The following is a 15,139-nucleotide window of genomic DNA, read 5'->3' as shown; positions in this document are numbered from 1 at the left end:
ATTGCTTCACTCCTAATTTAAATCATTTTATAATTACTATTCTATAGATTAATATTAATTTACTCCCTTGTCAAATAATTTAATGCTGCTTTACATTGAATTGAAACTCCAATTGGTAATAAATTCTCGTCTATATCGAATCTACTATTATGAGCTGAATAAATAATATTTCTTTCCTCATTTCTAGCTCCTAAGAAATAAAAAGCTGAATCTCTTTCTAGGGCAAAATATGCAAAGCTTTCAACTCCAAGCTTTGGTGCTTCTTGTTCCTTAACATTTTGAGACCCAATAATTTCTTTTGCAGCTTCAGTTACTAAATCTACAACGGAGCTATTATTATAAAGACATGGATAGCTTTCTTCTATATCTATTTCACATTCACCTCTCATGGCTGTGCAAATAGATGTAGCTATTTCTCTTAGTCTTTCTTTAGCGTAAGCTCTATCTTCTAGGGTCATTGTTCTTATAACACCTTTTAATATAACCTCATCTGGTATTATATTCTGAGCAGTTCCTCCATTTATACTTCCTACTGTAACAACTGCTGGATTTACAGGCTTTATTTCTCTACTTACTATTGTTTGTAATCCTAAAACAACTTGAGAAGCCATAACTATAGGGTCTATAGCCGTGTGAGGATAAGCTCCATGTCCTCCTCTTCCTTTTATTTTTATTGTGAAAGGATTAGATGCTGCATTAACTACTCCTTTTTTTATCATTATTTCTCCGGCATCTAAAGTTTCTTCGACATGAAGGCCTATTATTTTTTCTACTCTAGGATTTTCTAAAACTCCTTCTTCTATCATTATAGGAGCTCCGCCTGTTGTCTCCTCTGCTGGTTCAAAGAGTAACTTAACAGTACCACTAAACTTATCTCTATGTCTACTTAATAATTTAGCTGCACCTAATAATATTGTTGTGTGGGCATCATGTCCACAAGCATGCATTCTTCCTTTAACCTTTGATGAATATGAACAAGTCTTTTTATCATCCATAGGAAGACCATCAATATCAGCTCTTAAAGCTATGCATCTATCTTTTTTAGAGTCATCCTTTAGTGTGCCCTTTATTATGCCACATACTCCTGTTTTAGCAGTTTCTATATATTCAATACCTTCATTAGTTAAAAATTCCTTTATTTTTCCTGAAGTTCTCCACTCTTCAAAACCTAATTCAGGATTTTCATGAAAATCTCTTCTTAAAGCTACAAGTAAGTCTTTTATTTCTTGAGCTTCATCCATTAAATTTATATTCATTTTTAACACCTACTTTTCATTTATAAATAATATATTATATATACTATTTATTTTATATATTTTTGATTATATATTACTATGTTTTTTTCTTCAATTATATTTTATACTCATTTACGAGTATATTATTTAAGTGTATATTGTTTAAAATTATAGTAACAAAGAAAATTTTTCTTTAAAACCTCTAATTTCCTTTGTTACTACACATTTAAACCTCACAAATTATTTTTTCTATTAAATTATTTTCAATCAAAGTTCTTAAAGAAAATTTTTTATTTTCTCCTTGAATAAATTTAATTAAAATAGTATCCTTCTCTATTTTTAAAATTTCACCTATGCCAAAATAATTATGTCTTATGGCATCTCCTTCCTTTAATCCATAATCAGTTATATTACATTGGCTATCTAGATTTGTATTATTTAAAAATATAGATGGATCCTTAAATTTACCTCTTACACTTTTAGGTGCATAAAGATATAAATTATTTATGGCTCTAGTTATACCCACATAAAAAAGTCTTCTCTCCTCTTCTAAATTTTCCATACTATTTTTATGTGGTATTGTTTCATCAACTATATTTACAATATGAACATCATTAAACTGCATTCCCTTTACCCCATGCATGGTGCTTAATATAACAGAGTCTATATTTCCTTTAGAATTTAAGTTTTCTAAATTTTCTTCAACACTTTCTATGTGAGAAAGAAAAGTGATTATAGATTTAAATTCTATAGCTGAACTTTTAAATTCTTCTACGATATCTAATAAATCCTCTTGATTTTGTTTAAATTTAGAGGAATACTCTCTTATATACTGACTATACTCTAAATCACTTAATATAAAATCAATAGCACTATTTAAGGAAATTTTATTTAAATAAGCTATGTCACTTTTTAGCTCCTCAAACTTTCTCATTTGAAATGGATGTACGCCTTCCACATTCATTAATATATCAAAAACATTTTCTTTCTTCTTAGAATTCATCACTCCATAAATAGCGCTTTTTGAAACATATCTAAAGGGTTTGTTTATTATTTTATTAAAATCTTCTTTATTAAATGGATCTATTGAGAGTCTCAAATACGCAATTAAATCTCTACATATAAAATGATTAAAGAAATTATACTCTTTATCTAAAAGCTTAAAGGGAATCTTTTTTCTAATAAAGGCATCAATAAAACTTCTACTCTCCATATTTGTTCTATACAAAATAGCAGTATCAGAATATTTATTACCTAATCTTTTGCTTTCTTCTATTTTTAAAGCAATTATATTTGCTTCCTCAGACTCATTAAAGGGCTTTTTAAGCTCTATTTTCCCTTGATTTTCATTAAAAGCTATTATTTCTTTTTGGTATCTCTCTTTATTATGCTTTATAACATCCTTAGATACCTCCACAATATTTTTTAAGCTTCTATAATTATATTTTAAATAAACCTTCTCACTACCTTCAAAGTTCTCCTCAAAGTTTATCATACATTTAGGAGTTGCTCCTCTAAAGGAATATATACTTTGATCCTCATCTCCAACACAAAAAACTTCATTATTTATAAGTCTTAAAAATTCTAATTGAACTTCATCACAATCTTGAAACTCATCAACTAATATATATTTTATTAAATTTCTATAATATCCTAATATATGAGGATTTTCTTTTAAAAGAGTTACTGCTTTTATTTGTAAATCATCAAAATCTAAAAGTCCTCTCTCATTTTTAAAAGTTTCATATGCTTCATAGCATTTATCAAAAATATCATAAGTCATTGATATTTCTAAATCCTTAGAAGAAACTTTCTTTCTAGATATATTATTTAATACTTCTTTTATTTTTTCATCACTTACCTCTTCTATATAAGATGATAATACTTTCCTTATAATATTATAAGAATCCTTAGACTCTATAAGCCTTATTTCATCCTTATTTCTAAGTAAAATTTTATAAAAAAGTCCATGAAAGGTTCCAAAGAATGGAACAACGCCTTCCTTATGCATTTCTTTAAATCTACTTTTCATATTTTCTGCTGCCGCCTTAGTAAAAGTTATTACTATAACATGTATTCCTTTAACCTTTCTTTCTTCTAAAAGATATTTAATTCTATTTAATATTACTGTGGTCTTTCCTGCTCCTGGTGGAGCTATAACAAGGACACTTTTACTCCTTGCTCTTACAGCTTCATTTTGATATTTATCTAAATTAGACATTATAATTCTCCTAATGTTTAATAAAATTTATTTTAATTATTGACTAAAATTACTCTAGTAAACCATAATATTTATTAACATATATATTGTAATAATTCTAACTACTGGTTACAATAGTTATTGATAACTTATGAAAAGGAGATAATTTTTATATGGATTATAAGTTTGATGTAAAAAACCCTAGAAATCTTACAATGCTAGTTGATTTCTATGAACTTACTATGGCAAATGGATATTTTAAAAATGGCATAGAAAATAAAATTGCCTATTTTGATATGTATTTTAGAAGGGTACCTGATGGTGGCGGCTATTGTATAATGGCTGGTGTTGAGCAATTAATTGAATACCTATCAAATCTAAACTTTTCAGAAGATGATATAGCCTATTTAAAATCAAAGGAATTATTTTGTGATGAATTCTTAGACTTTTTAATAAATTTCAAGTTTACTTGTGATGTTTGGGCAATTCCAGAAGGAAATCCTGTCTTCCCAAATGAACCTTTAGTTATTGTTAAGGGTCCTGTAATACAAGCACAGTTTGTAGAAACTATGATACTTCTTACTATAAATCACCAAACACTTATAGCTACTAAGGCTAATAGAATATGTAGAGCAGCTAATGATAAGACTGTAATGGAATTTGGTTCTAGAAGAGCTCAAGGATATGATGGAGCTATTTATGGAGCAAGAGCTGCTGCCATAGGTGGTTGTGATTCTACAGCATGTACAATAGCTGATCAAATGTTTGATATACCTGCTATAGGAACTATGGCTCATAGTTGGATTCAACTTTTTGGAGACGAATATGAAGCCTTTAAGGCCTGGGCAGTGGCATATCCTGATAACTGTACATTATTAATAGATACTTATAACGTTTTAAAGTCTGGTGTTCCTAATGCTATTAAGGTATTTGATGAGGTTTTAAAACCTTTAGGAAAAAGGCCAAAAGGAATAAGAATAGATAGTGGTGATATAACTTATCTATCTAAAAAATGTAGACAGATGTTAGATGAAGCTGGATATCCAGATTGTAAAATAATAGTTTCAAATTCTCTAGATGAATATATAATAAGAGATGTATTAAGCCAAGGAGCTTCAATAGATGCCTTTGGAGTTGGAGAAAGACTTATAACAGCTAGATCAGAACCTGTTTTTGGTGGAGTTTATAAATTAGTTGCAGTAGAAGACGAAGAAGGTAATATAATTCCTAGAATAAAGATAAGTGAAAATGAAGAAAAAATAACAAACCCTGGATTTAAGAGAATAATAAGAATATTTGATAATAATACTCATACAGCCTTAGCTGATTTAATTCTTCTAAATGATGAAGAAATAGATACTACTAAACCATTAGAGATTTTTGATCCTATTCATGTTTGGAAAAGAAAAACATTAACTAATTATTACGTTAAAGATTTACTAGTTAAAATATTTGAATATGGAAAAGTATGCTACAAAAATCCAACAGTAATGGAAATTAGAGATTACGCTCAAAAAGAGTGTGAAAAACTTTGGCCAGAAATTTTAAGATTTGAAAATCCTCATACTTATTATGTGGATTTATCAAATGGTTTATGGAATTTAAAACATAATTTACTTCATAGATATTCTAGCATATATAAATAGCACTTATATTTTTAAAAAATAAGAGACGCTTCATTAATGTGAAGCGTCTCTTATTAATTTACTTGACTTAAAACTAGATTTGATTTTTCATAGTCATCCTCAAGTAAAAAACTTTTGTCTAAATACATAGAAAATACACACTCTTCTCCTGTGATTTTCTCATTCATTGGACATTCCTTATAACACTTAAATTTCTCCCTCTCATTTGACCAAAATGGACAATACGCCATATTATACTCTCAATCCCCTCTTAAATTAATTATAATATAGTCTTTAACCCTGAATTCTTTATAACTGTAATGTTTGTAAGCTCATTTTGGAAAGCTTTAAGTAAAGCCTTTTCTAAAACTTTTTCGTGATCAAAATTCTCAACGTTTTTACATACAGCAAAAACTTTGTTAGTCTCTCCCATAACATTTTTATAAGTTAATGTAACATTTGGTTTTTCATATAATACATCAACAATTTTTATACCCCATGATAAACAAGCAAAATCTCCATCTTTTTTTAAGAAGCTTAAATCTTTTAATTTTTTAGTTTCTTGATTAGGATCTGTAACAATAATTAATTCATCTCCAACTTTATACTTTGACATAATTAACCTCCTAAGTAATTTATTTATATAGTAAAGTTTACCACTCCTTTAACTTTAAGTAAAGTATTACAAGGTTCTATTTTTCTTTAATTTATTTACATATATTGCTTTTATTGTTTATTATGTATTGATTTTATTTGTAAAAATTTTATATTAATAATTTTTTTATTGAATTCCCCAAAAATTTTTTAAAAAATATAAGATTTTTATAACATATTAATATTAATTTTAATTTCTTTACTTGCAATTATCTTTTTATACAAGTAAAATAGTTAATAGCGTTTAAAAATATTTAAAATAAAATTCATTAAAATAAAAGTATTTTTAGATATATTAAAACTTTTAATACTTTTTATATAAAAAAAAGAACAGTAAAAACTGTTCTTAAAGGAAAATGAAATGAACATGGAAAAACTTTGTTAATTAATTAACAACCTTTAAATAAATTTTATCATAAAAAGGCTATTTTTACAAGTTTTTTTTATTAATTTTCTTAAATAATATTAAATAAAAATCAAGATTATTTCATGTGAAATAGTATTAAAAGATAATCTTTGACATATAATAATTATTATTATATAATATATTTAATTCTTATATATGATAGGGATGGTGGAAATGGACAATATAACTACTATTTTTAAAGAAAAAAAATTAAAACTAACTCCTCAAAGGATTGCTGTTTATAAATACTTAAAGGGTACGAAAGAACATCCGTCTGCTGAGACTATTTACAAGGCTTTACAGGAAGATTACCCTACAATGTCATTAGCTACAGTTTATAAAGCGTTAAAAACTCTTGTAGAAGTGGAATTAATACAAGAAATTAATGTTGGTGAAGGAAACTTTAGATATGATGGTAACTCAAATGATCACTGTCATGTTCAATGTTTAGCTTGTGGTAGAGTTGATGATCTTGAGAATTTAGATTATACTCATCTAAATGAAGAAGCCCAAAAACATTCAAACTATAGAATACTTTCAAACAAAATGTATTTCTATGGAATATGTGAAGAATGTCAAAATAAACATGAATAAAAAAGAGTGGTAATTTACCACTCTTTTTTATATTTAAATATTAATTTTTATAAAATCTATATTTTATAAAAATAAAATTATTTAGCTAATTCATATAAAGCTTTTGCATATATTTTGCTTATTAAAATTAAGTCATCTATTTTAATGTATTCATTTGGTTTATGAATAACATCTGGTTCTCCAGGGAATATTGGTCCAAATGCTACTATATTAGGCATTTCCTTAGCATATGTACCTCCTCCAATAGACATTAATTCTCCTTCTTTTCCAGTTTCCTCTTTATATACATTCTTTAAAGTCTTTATTAAAGGATGATCTGGAGAGAAATATAATGGTTTTTGATGTTCAAAGTTTTCTATTTCTATACCAGTACCTTTTATTCTTTCATTGAAAGGAGTCATCATATCATCTAAAGTCTTAGTTACAGGATATCTTAAGTTTAAAGTAAGTCTTCCTACTTTATCATTTAAATCAATTACTCCAACATTAAAGCTTAATTTTCCTGATGCTTCATCTTGTAATAAGATTCCAAATTTTTCTCCATAGACATCTTCACCTATGTTATCATTTAAGAATTTAACGAAAGCTTTTATATCTTCTTGTGCTAAATTTAATTCTGCTAAAATTTTAATAGTTTGCATTATAGCGTTTCTACCCTTTTCTGGAGTACTACCATGAGCTGAAACACCAAATACTTTTAACTCTATTTCATCATTTTTATGTGATACTTCAAATTTTATATTATTTTCCTTAGCAAATTTTGATATTTCTTCACAAACCTTATTTGCTTCCTTAGTTTTTAATTTTGTTTCACAAAGACTAGCAACTACATTTGATGCTATTCCACCCTTTATACTCTCAACTAATACATCTCCATCAGTTGTTTTTTCTCCAAAAGTTTTAACAATGTCAAAAATAGTGATACCCTTTTCTCCATTTATTATAGGGAATTCTGCGTCAGGAGTAAATCCTGATACTGGAGCCTTTTCATGTTCTAAATAATATTCTATATCCTTGCTTCCAGTTTCTTCATTAGTACCAAATATTATTCTTATTTTCTTTGATAAAGGTAATCCTAATTCTTTTATAGCTTTTAATCCATATAATGATGCCATTATTGGACCTTTGTCATCAGTTGTACCTCTTCCATATATTTTTCCATCATGTATTTCTGCACCATATGCTGGGTAAATCCAATCATCACCTTCTGGAACAACATCTAAGTGTCCTAAAGCTGCTACATACTCTTCTCCATCACCATATTCAGCATACCCTACATGTCCATCTAAATTAACTACTTTAAACCCTAATTTTTTTGAAATTTCTAAGGCGCATTCTAAAGATTTAGAAACTCCTTCCCCAAAAGGCATACCCTCTTTTGGTTCATCCTCAACACTTTTGATTCTAATAATATTTTGTACTGACTCAATTAAATCATCTTTCATTTCATCAATTTTGCTACTTATTAAATTCATTTTTGACACTTCCTCTCATCAACTTTAAGTTAACAAAATATTAATATATATTATTAATATTTTACCACATTTCAACAAAATTTTCTAATCTATTTTATTAAAATGATGAATTAAGAAGTTAAGATATAAACTTTACATACTTAATAATAAAAATAGCAAGCCATTTATATATGACTTGCTATTTTTATTTAAGCAATTACTTCTTTTCTACTCTTTGCTGATTCAAATTTAGTGATTATTAAGTTTAAAATAACACCTATTAAAGCTGCTAAGCTTAAGCCTGATATGCTTACAGCTTCACTTATTTCAATTCCTATAGGCTCTGACATAAATAAGCCTGATAAACCTACAAAAATTATTGATCCCATTAATATTAGGTTAGTTTTATTTAATTTAACCCCTTCATTTTTTATAGTTTTAACTCCCACTAAAGCAATCATTGAGAATAGCATTAAGCTTATTCCTCCCATTACTGATTGTGGAATTGTTCTTATAACCGCTCCAAACTTAGCTATAAAGCTTAGTATTATGGCAAAAACAGCTGTTAATCTTAAAATTGATGGATTATAATTTTTAGTTATAGCTAAAACTCCTGTATTTTCACCGTAAGTAGTATTAGCTGGTCCCCCTAATAAAGATGCAACTAAAGTTGCCAATCCATCTCCTAATACTGTTCTATTTAGTCCTGGATCTTCTATAAAGTTTTTACCTACAACTTGTCCATTAGTAGTTATATCTCCTATATGCTCCATTGATACAGCTAAAATAACTGGTAAAGTTATCATTATTGCTCCAAAATCAAATTTTGGCAATGTAAAGTTTGGTACTGCAACCATTGTACTTTGTTGAATTAAACTTGTATCAACTTGTCCTAAAATTAAACTTAAAGTATATCCTACACAAACTGCTGTTATTATTGCTAACTGTGAAAAAAATCCCTTTCCAAACTTACTTATTATTAATGCTAATCCTAATGTAGTACAAGCTATTAAAACTGAAGTCATAGCTCCTGTTTCTCCAGCTATTAAAGATTTTACCCCAGCCATTTCTAAGGCATTAGGTATAAGATTTAACCCTATAACCATTATCATTGGGCCAACTACCCTTGCAGGTAAAAATCTTTTTATTTTATCTACACCTATTTTCTTTATTCCAAAAGAAATTAATACATAAGCTAATCCTGCAAAGAATATACCTCCTTGTGCATATCTTAAATCTCCATATTTAGATGCAATTACTTGTATTACAGGTATAAATGCAAAGGATGATCCTAAAAATACTGGAACTTTTCCTTTAGTACATAAGTGGAATATTAAAGTACCTATCCCTGCTGTGAATAAAGCTACTGATGGATCTAAGCCTGTTACTAGTGGTACTAGTATTGTAGCTCCAAACATAGCAACTAAATGTTGTAATCCTAAAATTCCATTTTTAAAGTAAGAGAAAATTCCTAATGTTTTAATACTTCCTTGCTCTTTGCTTATTAATTGTTGTGCCATAATTTAAGCCTCCTTATTTTTTCTTAAGGAGAAAGCTCTGCTTCTCCTTTTTTCAGCCTCACGGGACTGATTTAAAAAGGTAAAAATAAAACTTCTTACCAAAGAGATTACAGGCAAGAAGTTAATTCTTTAAACTAAATAAAATTTTTATTTATAATCTAAATAATTAATTCTTGTAGCCTCTCTGGACTATCTTTAAAGAATAGTTTTATTTTATTAGATTATATTTAAATTAATATTATTTTTCAATATATAATTTAGCTTTTTACATTTTATTAATATAATTAATACTTAGTTAATTTGCTCCAAATTTCAGGATGAACTTTTTTAATGTTTATAATTTTAAAAGTTTTACTATCTACAAAAGTTTGTAAAGTTCTGCCTGTAGCTACAAGCTTATTATGATTTTCTCTTTTTACTGTGTATTTTAATGAAACCTTAATAGGTGTTATTTCATCATACTCAGTTTCTATTATTAAGTTATCTCCATATCTTGCTGCATCTATATATTTACATTGAGTCTCTACTAAAGGCATCATAATCCCGTGGTCTTCCATTTCCTTATATGTAATTCCAAATTGTTCTATAAAATCTTCTCTTGCAACTTCAAAATATATATAATAATTGGCATGATGTACAACCTGCATTGCATCTGTTTCAGCATATCTTACTTTAATTTTACTTATACTTTTCATATAAAATACTCCTTATAAAAAAACTTATTTTCATATTGTAATTTTATATTATTTTATTTTGATTTTCAAACCTTTTATAACTTTACATTTTTATTTATATCTAACTAAAATCAACACTAACTTTAAATAATTCCATGTTTATATAATAAAAACTCTGCCTTAAGTTATAAGCTTAAAACAGAGTCATTATCTAAAATAAAAAGTTTATTGTTATATGTCCTTTTGAATTTTCTCCTATTTCACATTCAACACCAAAAACATCTTTTATATTTTTAGGAGTTAAAACTTCTTTTGTTTCTCCTCCATAAACTACTTTTCCTTTATCAATCATATATACTTTATTACAGTAAGCTGAAACTAAATTCATATCATGAAGTGCAGCTAATACCGTTATATTTAACTCTTTAACTATATTCATTATTTCTATTTGATACTTAATATCTAAATGATTTGTAGGTTCATCTAATAAAAGAATTTCTGTTTTTTGTGCTAAGGCTCTTGCTAATAATACCCTTTGTTTTTCTCCTCCTGAAAGATTCAGAAAATCTCTATCCTTATATTCAAGCATATTAACCTTTTCTAAAGCCTCTCTTACTATGTCATAATCTTCTTTATTGTCTAATTGAAAAGTTCTTTTATATGGATTTCTTCCCATAAGAACAATATCTTTAACCTTAAAGCTAAAATTATATTGATTAAATTGGCTTACTACTGCTAATTCTCTTGCCATTGACTTTATGCTAATACTGTCTATTTCTTTACCATTTATGTATATTGCCCCACATTTTTTATCAATTAACTTATATATAGTTTTTAATATGGTTGATTTTCCGCTTCCATTTGGCCCTATAAGCCCAACAAAATCACCCTTATTAACATGAAATGAAACTCCCTTTATAATTTCACTCTTGTTTATAGAAACTTCTAACTCTTCTAATCTTATCATAATCCTTACTCCTTTTCTCTAGTTCCTTTTACCATAAGCCATAATAAGAAAGGGGCTCCTATTACAGAGGTAATTATTCCTATAGGAAGTTCCATATTAGTAATAGCACATCTAGCAATTACATCTGCCCATATAAGAAATATAGCTCCAACTAAAGCACTAAAAGGTAGTAAAGTTTTATGATCCGTTCCAAATATAAGTCTTACAATGTGTGGAATCATAATTCCAACAAAGCCTATAGTTCCACATACTGATACAATAACTCCAGTTATTAAAGATGAAAGTATCATATATATTTTTCTATGCTTTTCAATATTTAACCCTAAGGTAATAGATGTTTCATCTCCTAATACCATTAAGTTTAAATTTCTATATTGAGTAAAGAAGTATATTAGTGGTATAACTGATATTGCTATGGGAAGAACTATATTACTCCATTCCGCTCCAGCCAAACTTCCCATCATCCAAAAGTTAACTGTTCTTATGCCTTCGTTATCCTTTGATAAAAATATTATTAAGCTTGTAAGTGATGAACATATAGAACTTATAACCATACCAGCTAATATCATCTTAAAAGGAGTTATACGCCCACCTATTTTCGCTAAAAAGTACACAAATATAGATGCAATTAAAGCTCCTAAAAATGCTCCTAAGGGTGCTCCAAAGCTTGATAACACTCCTGAAAATCCTATTAATATTGAAAATGTAGCACCTAAGGATGCTCCAGATGACAATCCTAGTATGTAAGGATCACCTAAAGGGTTTTGTATAGTAGCTTGCATAATTACACCAACCATAGCTAAGGCCATACCTGCAAAAGCTCCTAAAAGCACCCTAGGCATTCTCACTCCCCATATTATATCAAATAAAGTACTATTTAATATTTCATCTAAATTTCCAATCTTAATTCCAAAAACCTTATATAAAAACACTCTATAAACATCATAAGGTGGAATATCAACAGCTCCAAAAGATATTCCTAATATTATAGATGATATAAAAAGTAAAATTAACAAAACTGCAATGAAAACTTTTTTGTCTTTTCTCCAACTTAAATTAAACAACCTTATTTATCTCTCCCTAAAATATATTATTAAACTCTAAGAAACTATTTTTAAGCTTAGTTCCTTAGAGTTTATATTTTACTTAATTTATTTTAATAAGTCTGGGTATAATCCCTTTGCTATTCTTTCTATTCCCTCTACAGTTCTTGCACCACCTGCATATGTTTCTGAAAGAGGAGTATATATTATTTTATTTTCTTTTATTGCAGTTACATTTTTTAAAGCTGGATTTTCTAATAATGCTTTTTCTTCTTTGTTATCTTTATTTTGATTTAAGTAATGTATAAGAACTATAGCATCTGGGTTCATTTCTATTATATTCTCAACTCCAACACTACCTGATTCCTTTGCCACATTAGTACCACCAGCTTTTGAAACCATATCTGAAACTAAGGTTTTAGGTCCATAAACTCTATATTTATTTTCTCCTTCACCTTCTATTACTAAAACTTTCATAGGTTCTTTAACTGATTTTATCTTTTCAGAAATATTATTTATTCTTTCTTTCATATCATCAACATATTTAGTTGATTTTTCTTCTATATTAAATATCTTACCTATATCATTTATATCATAATAAACATCATCTAAAGTCTGCTCTTTTGAAATACCAGAGTTTCTTTGAATAAAAGTTTTAACCCCTTTTTCATTCCATGATTCTACAGAACCTAGATTTTTATCTGAAAATACACTTTTCCATCCCATTATTAAATCTGGATTTAAAGCTAAAACAGCTTCCTTACTTGGATATGTTTCTGATAGAACATTTATATTTTTATACTTATCTTCTAATCTTGGAAGTATAGGACTATCCATAAATGATGTTCCAACTAAGGAATCCTGTAAATCTAAATCAAGCATTATTTCTGTAGTAGTTTGATTTGTACTAATAACCCTCTTAGGTTTACTTTCAAAAGTTTCCTGAAATTCCTTTCCACTTTGATCATATGTACTTATTGTTACTGGGTAACCTTCCTCAGTGTTTTTTGAAGCTGTACTTTCCTTTGAACTTCCAGTACATCCTGCTAAAGCTAAGGAAAATACTAACCCTATAGTAGCTAAACCTAAAATTCTTTTTCTTCTCATTTTATCCCCCTGTTATTTCAAAATATTTTTAATGTATTTTACTGTTTCATCTATATCAGAAAAACATCTACCATAATCCACCTTAGGCTTTTCAACTATTATTAATTTAATATTTGAATCTAGTGTAGCCTTTGCTTTTTCTAAAGCTCCTCCTCTTTCACCACTATCTTTAGTTAAAAGAGCCTTTGCCTTGTATTCATCTATAAAAGCCTTATTAAGTTCATAGCCAATAGGGCCTTTTATAGCAATTATATCTTCTATCTTAACCCCTAAATCTATAAGATCATTCATAACCTTTTTTGAAGGTAATACTCTATGAATAACTCTATTTTCAAGAGAAGATTCTAATATCTGCTTTACTCCATTACTTCCTGTGGTATTTAAAATTGGTCCATTAATAGTAGAGTCTAATTCTTTAAGCTTGTCTAATCCACTTATTCTAATAATATTAGGATTGTCTAACTCTTTTAGTACACCATTTCTTTCATATCTTATGTATTCTATGTTTAATTTCTTACATACTTTTATTGTGTTTTCACTAACATTCTTTGCATAAGGATGAGAAGCATCAACTATTCCTTTTAAATTAAATTCTTTAGCAAAATTTAAAAGTCCTTCTTCATCTAAAGGTTTTGTATTCATAAATGCAACAGGGAATTCTTTTAAAAGTTCCCCACCATATTCTGTAGCTGTAGATATAACTATTTTATCTTCAAATCCCTTAAGATTTTGTAAAAACTCTCTTCCTTCTGAAGTTCCTAATATAAGTGCAATCACATTCTCACCCCATTAGTTTTATTTTTTTATTTTATATCCTCTTGGAGTTACAAAATATCCATCTTTAATATAACTTTTTGAGTTTCCTATGATTACTATTGAGAACATATCAACTACTTCATCATTAAAGTCTTTTAAAGTAAATATTTCTTTACTTTCTCCTTCTCTTAAAGCATTTCTAACAACTGCTATAGGAGTTTCCTCTCCTCTAAATTCCTTAATTATATCAACACACTCTCTTAAATAGTGTGGTCTTCCCTTACTCTTTGGATTGTAAAGAGAAATTACGAAATCTCCCTCTGCTGCAAAACGAACTCTTTTCTTTATATCTTCATAAGGAGTCATTAAATCACTTAAACTTATGTTACAGTTATCATGCATTAAAGGAGCACCTAAAACTGATCCTGCTGCACTAGATGCTGTAATACCAGGTATTATTTCAACATTTTCATCTTTTCTCATCTCTAAGATAAGTCCAGCCATACCATAAATTCCTGAATCTCCAGTACTTATTAAAGCAACTTTTTTATCTTTGCTAAGTTCTAAGGCTTCTCTGCATCTTTCCTCTTCTCCACGCATACCAGTTTTAAAGATTTCCTTATCTTTTATTAAGTCTTTAACCATTTCTATATATTTAGTGTAACCAACTATTATATCAGATTCTTCAATAGCTTTAACTGCTCTTAAAGTCATTTCATCTAATCCACCTGGTCCAATTCCAATTACATATAATTTTCCCATTATTATTCCTCCTTATTATGTGGCTTAAGTTGTAAAGTATTATGGTTATAAGCTTATTAAAGCTTTTACTTTTCTACTATACTTTTAAAGAATTTCTAAGGCATTTATCTTAATAGAGTTTTTTCTACCTTTATAAAGCTTA

Annotated in this window: 14 protein-coding genes; 2 read left to right on the top strand and 12 right to left on the bottom strand. The window is 27.9% G+C overall.

What is annotated here, in order from left to right; all coding sequences use genetic code 11:
• Positions 1-59 precede the first annotated feature (59 nt).
• Positions 60-1,256 carry a M20 metallopeptidase family protein gene (locus I6G60_RS09395; RefSeq protein WP_057231438.1) on the bottom strand — a complete coding sequence of 399 codons (1,197 nt, stop codon included), beginning with the start codon at positions 1,254-1,256 and terminating at the stop codon, positions 60-62.
• 205 nt (positions 1,257-1,461) lie between these two features.
• On the bottom strand, positions 1,462-3,456 hold the full coding sequence (locus I6G60_RS09390) for an ATP-dependent helicase (protein ID WP_096071546.1): 1,995 nt from the start codon (positions 3,454-3,456) through the stop codon (positions 1,462-1,464).
• Positions 3,457-3,608: 152 nt separating this feature from the next.
• Here I6G60_RS09390 and I6G60_RS09385 point away from each other — a divergent pair, with 152 nt between their 5' ends.
• Positions 3,609-5,081, top strand: coding sequence for a nicotinate phosphoribosyltransferase (locus I6G60_RS09385; RefSeq protein ID WP_003456574.1), 1,473 nt, complete (start codon positions 3,609-3,611; stop codon positions 5,079-5,081).
• 53 nt (positions 5,082-5,134) lie between these two features.
• Here I6G60_RS09385 and I6G60_RS09380 read toward each other — a convergent pair whose 3' ends face one another.
• Together I6G60_RS09380 and I6G60_RS09375 are read right to left on the bottom strand one after the other, a co-directional pair.
• Positions 5,135-5,311, bottom strand: coding sequence for a hypothetical protein (locus I6G60_RS09380; protein ID WP_003477834.1), 177 nt, complete (start codon positions 5,309-5,311; stop codon positions 5,135-5,137).
• A gap of 29 nt (positions 5,312-5,340) precedes the next feature.
• Positions 5,341-5,676, bottom strand: a complete 336-nt coding sequence (locus I6G60_RS09375; protein WP_003452838.1) for a hypothetical protein — start codon at positions 5,674-5,676, stop codon at positions 5,341-5,343.
• A 618-nt stretch (positions 5,677-6,294) separates the two neighbouring features.
• On the opposite strand from I6G60_RS09375, the gene perR reads away from it, so the two are divergent.
• Positions 6,295-6,714 (top strand): transcriptional regulator PerR, encoded by a 420-nt coding sequence (perR, locus tag I6G60_RS09370; RefSeq protein WP_003456471.1) that lies wholly within the window; start codon positions 6,295-6,297, stop codon positions 6,712-6,714.
• 77 nt (positions 6,715-6,791) lie between these two features.
• Here perR and pepV read toward each other — a convergent pair whose 3' ends face one another.
• From pepV to cobJ, 8 genes are all read right to left on the bottom strand, one after another.
• On the bottom strand, positions 6,792-8,189 hold the full coding sequence (pepV, locus tag I6G60_RS09365) for a dipeptidase PepV (protein WP_003456485.1): 1,398 nt from the start codon (positions 8,187-8,189) through the stop codon (positions 6,792-6,794).
• A 188-nt stretch (positions 8,190-8,377) separates the two neighbouring features.
• Entirely contained in the window at positions 8,378-9,688 is a 1,311-nt protein-coding gene (locus tag I6G60_RS09360) for a uracil-xanthine permease family protein (protein ID WP_003477835.1), read from the bottom strand.
• A gap of 284 nt (positions 9,689-9,972) precedes the next feature.
• On the bottom strand, positions 9,973-10,383 hold the full coding sequence (locus I6G60_RS09355) for an acyl-CoA thioesterase (protein WP_003456483.1): 411 nt from the start codon (positions 10,381-10,383) through the stop codon (positions 9,973-9,975).
• 190 nt (positions 10,384-10,573) lie between these two features.
• Entirely contained in the window at positions 10,574-11,329 is a 756-nt protein-coding gene (locus I6G60_RS09350; RefSeq protein ID WP_003456463.1) for an ABC transporter ATP-binding protein, read from the bottom strand.
• 5 nt (positions 11,330-11,334) lie between these two features.
• Positions 11,335-12,393, bottom strand: a complete 1,059-nt coding sequence (locus I6G60_RS09345; RefSeq protein ID WP_003456533.1) for a FecCD family ABC transporter permease — start codon at positions 12,391-12,393, stop codon at positions 11,335-11,337.
• An 87-nt stretch (positions 12,394-12,480) separates the two neighbouring features.
• Positions 12,481-13,479, bottom strand: coding sequence for an ABC transporter substrate-binding protein (locus I6G60_RS09340; protein ID WP_003456650.1), 999 nt, complete (start codon positions 13,477-13,479; stop codon positions 12,481-12,483).
• 12 nt (positions 13,480-13,491) lie between these two features.
• Entirely contained in the window at positions 13,492-14,256 is a 765-nt protein-coding gene (locus tag I6G60_RS09335) for a cobalt-precorrin-6A reductase (RefSeq protein WP_003456657.1), read from the bottom strand.
• Between the two features lie 18 nt (positions 14,257-14,274).
• On the bottom strand, positions 14,275-14,997 hold the full coding sequence (cobJ, locus tag I6G60_RS09330) for a precorrin-3B C(17)-methyltransferase (RefSeq protein WP_003477836.1): 723 nt from the start codon (positions 14,995-14,997) through the stop codon (positions 14,275-14,277).
• Positions 14,998-15,139: the final 142 nt, after the last annotated feature.

Origin of the sequence: Clostridium perfringens, from assembly GCF_016027375.1 — a bacterium.
GTDB classification, from domain to species: Bacteria; Bacillota; Clostridia; order Clostridiales; family Clostridiaceae; genus Sarcina; species Sarcina perfringens.
The sequence above is the reverse complement of the archived record's forward strand: the minus strand, read 5'-3'. Positions and strand labels throughout refer to the sequence as shown.

What these genes read in the sequence shown, in the direction of transcription:
- I6G60_RS09380 (WP_003477834.1), bottom strand. Translation starts at nt 5,311, where the DNA reads ATGGCGTATTGTCCATTTTGGTCAAATGAGAGGGAGAAATTTAAGTGT.
- I6G60_RS09375 (WP_003452838.1), bottom strand. Translation starts at nt 5,676, where the DNA reads ATGTCAAAGTATAAAGTTGGAGATGAATTAATTATTGTTACAGATCCT.
- cobJ (WP_003477836.1), bottom strand. Translation starts at nt 14,997, where the DNA reads ATGGGAAAATTATATGTAATTGGAATTGGACCAGGTGGATTAGATGAA.
- I6G60_RS09385 (WP_003456574.1), top strand. Translation starts at nt 3,609, where the DNA reads ATGGATTATAAGTTTGATGTAAAAAACCCTAGAAATCTTACAATGCTA.
- pepV (WP_003456485.1), bottom strand. Translation starts at nt 8,189, where the DNA reads ATGAATTTAATAAGTAGCAAAATTGATGAAATGAAAGATGATTTAATT.
- perR (WP_003456471.1), top strand. Translation starts at nt 6,295, where the DNA reads ATGGACAATATAACTACTATTTTTAAAGAAAAAAAATTAAAACTAACT.
- I6G60_RS09395 (WP_057231438.1), bottom strand. Translation starts at nt 1,256, where the DNA reads ATGAATATAAATTTAATGGATGAAGCTCAAGAAATAAAAGACTTACTT.
- I6G60_RS09360 (WP_003477835.1), bottom strand. Translation starts at nt 9,688, where the DNA reads ATGGCACAACAATTAATAAGCAAAGAGCAAGGAAGTATTAAAACATTA.
- I6G60_RS09340 (WP_003456650.1), bottom strand. Translation starts at nt 13,479, where the DNA reads ATGAGAAGAAAAAGAATTTTAGGTTTAGCTACTATAGGGTTAGTATTT.
- I6G60_RS09355 (WP_003456483.1), bottom strand. Translation starts at nt 10,383, where the DNA reads ATGAAAAGTATAAGTAAAATTAAAGTAAGATATGCTGAAACAGATGCA.
- I6G60_RS09390 (WP_096071546.1), bottom strand. Translation starts at nt 3,456, where the DNA reads ATGTCTAATTTAGATAAATATCAAAATGAAGCTGTAAGAGCAAGGAGT.
- I6G60_RS09350 (WP_003456463.1), bottom strand. Translation starts at nt 11,329, where the DNA reads ATGATAAGATTAGAAGAGTTAGAAGTTTCTATAAACAAGAGTGAAATT.